At 63.5% G+C, this 3,649-nt stretch carries 6 protein-coding genes; all 6 read right to left on the bottom strand.

The features are described from left to right. The coding region (locus GX181_09250) for a hypothetical protein (GenBank protein ID NLM72126.1) at window positions 1–187 on the bottom strand (187 nt) is incomplete at its 3' end. A 191-nt stretch (window positions 188–378) separates the two neighbouring features. Further along, on the bottom strand, window positions 379–993 hold the full coding sequence (locus GX181_09245) for a TetR/AcrR family transcriptional regulator (GenBank protein NLM72125.1): 615 nt from the start codon (window positions 991–993) through the stop codon (window positions 379–381). Between the two features lie 107 nt (window positions 994–1,100). Further along, entirely contained in the window at window positions 1,101–1,835 is a 735-nt protein-coding gene (gene cobS / locus GX181_09240) for an adenosylcobinamide-GDP ribazoletransferase (protein NLM72124.1), read from the bottom strand. 1 nt (window position 1,836) lies between these two features. Further along, the gene (cobT, locus tag GX181_09235) at window positions 1,837–2,919 is read right to left on the bottom strand and encodes a nicotinate-nucleotide--dimethylbenzimidazole phosphoribosyltransferase (GenBank protein ID NLM72123.1); all 1,083 of its coding nucleotides are present in this window, start codon (window positions 2,917–2,919) and stop codon (window positions 1,837–1,839) included. Between the two features lie 57 nt (window positions 2,920–2,976). Next, entirely contained in the window at window positions 2,977–3,525 is a 549-nt protein-coding gene (cobU, locus tag GX181_09230; protein NLM72122.1) for a bifunctional adenosylcobinamide kinase/adenosylcobinamide-phosphate guanylyltransferase, read from the bottom strand. Next, window positions 3,513–3,649: hypothetical protein (locus GX181_09225; GenBank protein NLM72121.1), on the bottom strand; the 137-nt coding region annotated here is incomplete at its 5' end. The genes cobU and GX181_09225, both read right to left, overlap by 13 nt.

Below are 3,649 nucleotides of genomic sequence, written 5' to 3'. Positions count from 1 at the left end.
CCTTCACATAGGTGGAGACCGACTGGCTGCGTCCAGCCTTGGCCTGTCCGTAGTAGCTGCGCCAGATCTCCCAGTCGCGCCGCTTGATTCTCTCGACGTCGACCGGGACGGCCGGCTCCTTCTCGGCCTCGAGAGCCGCCGTGTTCGCGGCGGCGGCCTCAAGCCTCGCATGGATCCGAAACACCATGAGAACCCCTCCGGCGCAGATAAGCACGACCCACAACAGAACGCTCAACCTTGAAAATAACTTCTTGACCATCGCTCCCCAACCTTTCAAAAACATTTAGACCAACAGCAAGACGGCTTCATGTCGGAGGTCCGCCGCTCCTCCCACGGCACAGGAAGCCGTGAAAGACGCACCCTCCGCATCCGGTCGTACTACGGCGAAAGAACCCTTCTGTACATATCCATCGCGAACTCCACGAATTCCTTTGCGTCCACCTGATCCTCGTCGTCGAGCCTGTCGAACAGCCACGAGTCCATCGTGTGACCGATGGCTCGCACCATCTTCCATAAAAGCTCGGGTGCCACGTCTGAGCGAAGTGCACCCAGGTCCTGTCCTTTCCTGAGGGCGTATGAGACCCACCGCATCACCCTTCTTACTGATTCGTATGCGGGGGCGCCGGGCGTCGCTCCGCTCGACGGCTCAATCAGGCTCCTGGCCACCTCCACAGTCTTCATATTCGAGACAGCGAAGTCGAGCGCTTTCCTGTAGTATGACCCGCACACATCCCAGAAGGCGTCCCTGTCATCCGGTATCTTCAGAGTGCCGACCGCCTCCAGGAACTCCCGCTCCACCTCCTCGAGGACCATGCCGTACAGACTCTCCTTGTTCTCGAAGTAGTAGTATACCGCGCCCTTGCTGAGGCCGGAGCGTTCGATTATCCTGTTGTACGAAGCCCCCTCTATTCCGTTGGCCGCTATCTCGTCGATAGCCGCGTCTATCAGGCTTCTCCTCTTCTCTTCGTCCAGCCGCCTTAAACGCGCTCTCAAGTCGCACCTCCTAACCAAAAAATCAGAGTGCGACTGACAGGTTAGACCATCCGGTCTACTTTGTCAATAGAGGGTCTACAGGTTTTTTATCTGCCGATAATTCTCGACTACAGAGCAGCGAAGAATACCAGCGTCGCCAGCTCGGTTATCTCGCACAGCGCGCCGTAGGAGTCGCCCGTCAGGCCGCCCAGCATTCGGCACAGCCAACGTGAAAGCAGGTACACAAGGGCAGGCACTATGACCAGCAGCGGTAGTCCGCGCAGTCCGCCGAGCAGCAGCACAGCCCAAAGTGCGGCCAGCGAGGCCAGTATGAGCTGATGCCCCCTGCAGAGTGCGCGGAAGGTGTCCCCCATGCCGCCCGGCCGGGCGGGCGGGAAGAAACGCATTGCGATGATCATGCTCCACCTCCCGGTCACGGGCGCGAGCCACAGGGCTTGGAGGTGTCCGCCCAGGCCCGACAGCAGAGAGGACTTGAGCAGCAGCACGGAGGCGATCGCGATGCCGCCGAATGTGCCGAGGCGGCTGTCCTTCATTATCGCTAGGCGCGACTCCCGGTCGTAGCCGCCCCCTATGCCGTCGAAGGTGTCCGCTAGTCCGTCCAGGTGAAGGCCCCTGGTCAAGATGGCCCACAGGACCGTCACCGAGGCCGCCGCCGCCAGCGGCGAGAGGACGGCGAAAAAGAGGAAACGTGCCACGAGGTGGAGTATGCCACCGAGCACCGCCCCGACAATGGGGAACCAGCCGCATATCCTGCTGTAGTCGTCTATGGAGGCGAAGCGTTTGGGGCAGGGAAGGATCGTCAGGAAGCCGAGGGCCCCGAAGAAGTCGCCCAGCGCTCTCAATTCAACCCTCGTCCGTCAGCCCGCCGGACTCGAGGGGACCGGAGACCCCGGCGCTCTCGAAAGTGGCCATCTCGTCCAGCACCTTGGCCGCGGCCTCGGCGACCGAGATCGCGAGCGCCGCCCCGGTGCCCTCCCCCAGGCGCAGACCGAGGTCGAGCAGGGGCCTTGCGTCCAGAAACTCGAACATGTGCTCGTGCCCGACCTCCACGGACTTGTGCGAGTAGATCATGTACTCCTTGCACGGGGGGCAGAGTAGCGCGGCGATGATCGCTCCCGCGGTCGAGATGAAGCCGTCCACCACCACCGGGATCCCGAGCGATGCGGCCCCGAGGATGCAGCCCGTTATTCCCCCTATCTCGAAGCCTCCCACCTTCGACAGCACGTCAAGACCGTCGGTCGGGTCCGGCCTGTGGAGCGCCAGCGACGCCTCGATCACCTCCACCTTGCGCCTGAACCCCTCGTCGGTCAGCCCCGCGCCCCTGCCCGTCGCCAGCGGGACGGCGACTCCCGTGACCGCGCACGCTATCGCAGTGGAGGGCGTTGTGTTCCCAATGCCCATCTCGCCGGTGCCGAGTATGTCCATCCCTGCTTCGGCCTCCTGGAGCGCGGCGGCTATGCCGTTCTCTATCGATTGAACCGCCTGCTCGCGCGTCATCGCCGGCCCCTTGAACATGCTCGCGGTGCCGCGCGCGACCTTGCGGATCTGCAGCCCCTCCGCCGGCTCGAAGTCATGATCGACGCCCATATCCACCAGGACAACCCTCGCTCCGACGTGCCTGCCGAGAACGTTCACCCCTCCCCCTCCTCGGAGGAAGTTCAATACCTGCTGAACCGTGACTTCCCTCGGGTACAGGGCGACTCCCTCGTCCACAACCCCGTGGTCGCCCGCCATCGTCAGTATTACCTTGTCGCTTATCACGGGGCGAGCGGTTCTCATTATCCCGGCGAGCCTTACGGAGAGCTCCTCCAGCCGTCCGAGACTCCCCTGCGGCTTTGTGAGCCGGCCCTGGCGGCTGCGTGCGGCCTCCATCGACTTCCCGCACAGGGGCCTGATTGCGTCGATCGTTCGCTGAAGAGATGTCATTTTTTCTCCTTATCGTCGTCATCCCGCCAGGCGGGAGAGTGCAAAACGGTGCGTGGACTACTTCAATCTCTGCGGCAGGCCCGCCACGAGCAGCCAGACCTCGTCTGCCTCGCGGGCGGCGGCCTGGTTGGCCCATCCCAGGATATCGCGGTAGAGCCTGCCCAGCCGAGACGACGGGACGACTCCGCACCCCGTCTCGTTGGACACCAGTATCAGGTCGGCGGACGATCGTCTGACCGCCTTGAGGCAGTCGTCCACCCTACTCAGCAGCTCATCGGATGCGCCCCCGTAATCCTTCTCGGGGACCGTGAGAAGCAGATTGCTCACCCACAGGCTGAGGCAGTCCATCAGCACGACCGTGCCCGGGCCAAGCCCCTCGAACTCCTCCGCCACGGAGTAGGGTGCCTCCACGGTGCGCCATGTCCCCGGCCGTCGGGAGCGGTGCCTTGTTATCCTGTCGGCCATCTCCGCGTCCCCCGGGCGGCGTTCGCAGGTGGCGAGGTAGACCACGGCCCGTCCCTCCGCTTCCATCTCCAGCGCTCGCTTTTCTGCCCATTCGCTCTTGCCGCTTCGCGCGCCCCCCAGTACGAAAACTATCCTTCCCATCGGCCCCTCCTCCGAAACTCGCCGAGTTTGAGCACCAGGAGGTCGTTCTCCGGCTCGGCGCGGACGCCGACCCTGACGTAACCAGGCAGGCCGAACGACGTGCAGTCGCGTACCAGAATCCGGT

The organism is Synergistaceae bacterium (assembly GCA_012521675.1).
In the GTDB taxonomy this organism is placed as follows: Bacteria; Synergistota; Synergistia; order Synergistales; family Aminobacteriaceae; genus JAAYLU01.
This window is presented reverse-complemented; position numbering and strand designations above follow the sequence as displayed.

Bases quoted from the DNA above. Each gene is read 5' to 3' on its own strand.
- cobU (NLM72122.1), bottom strand. From the start codon at position 3,525: ATGGGAAGGATAGTTTTCGTACTGGGGGGCGCGCGAAGCGGCAAGAGC.
- cobT (NLM72123.1), bottom strand. From the start codon at position 2,919: ATGACATCTCTTCAGCGAACGATCGACGCAATCAGGCCCCTGTGCGGG.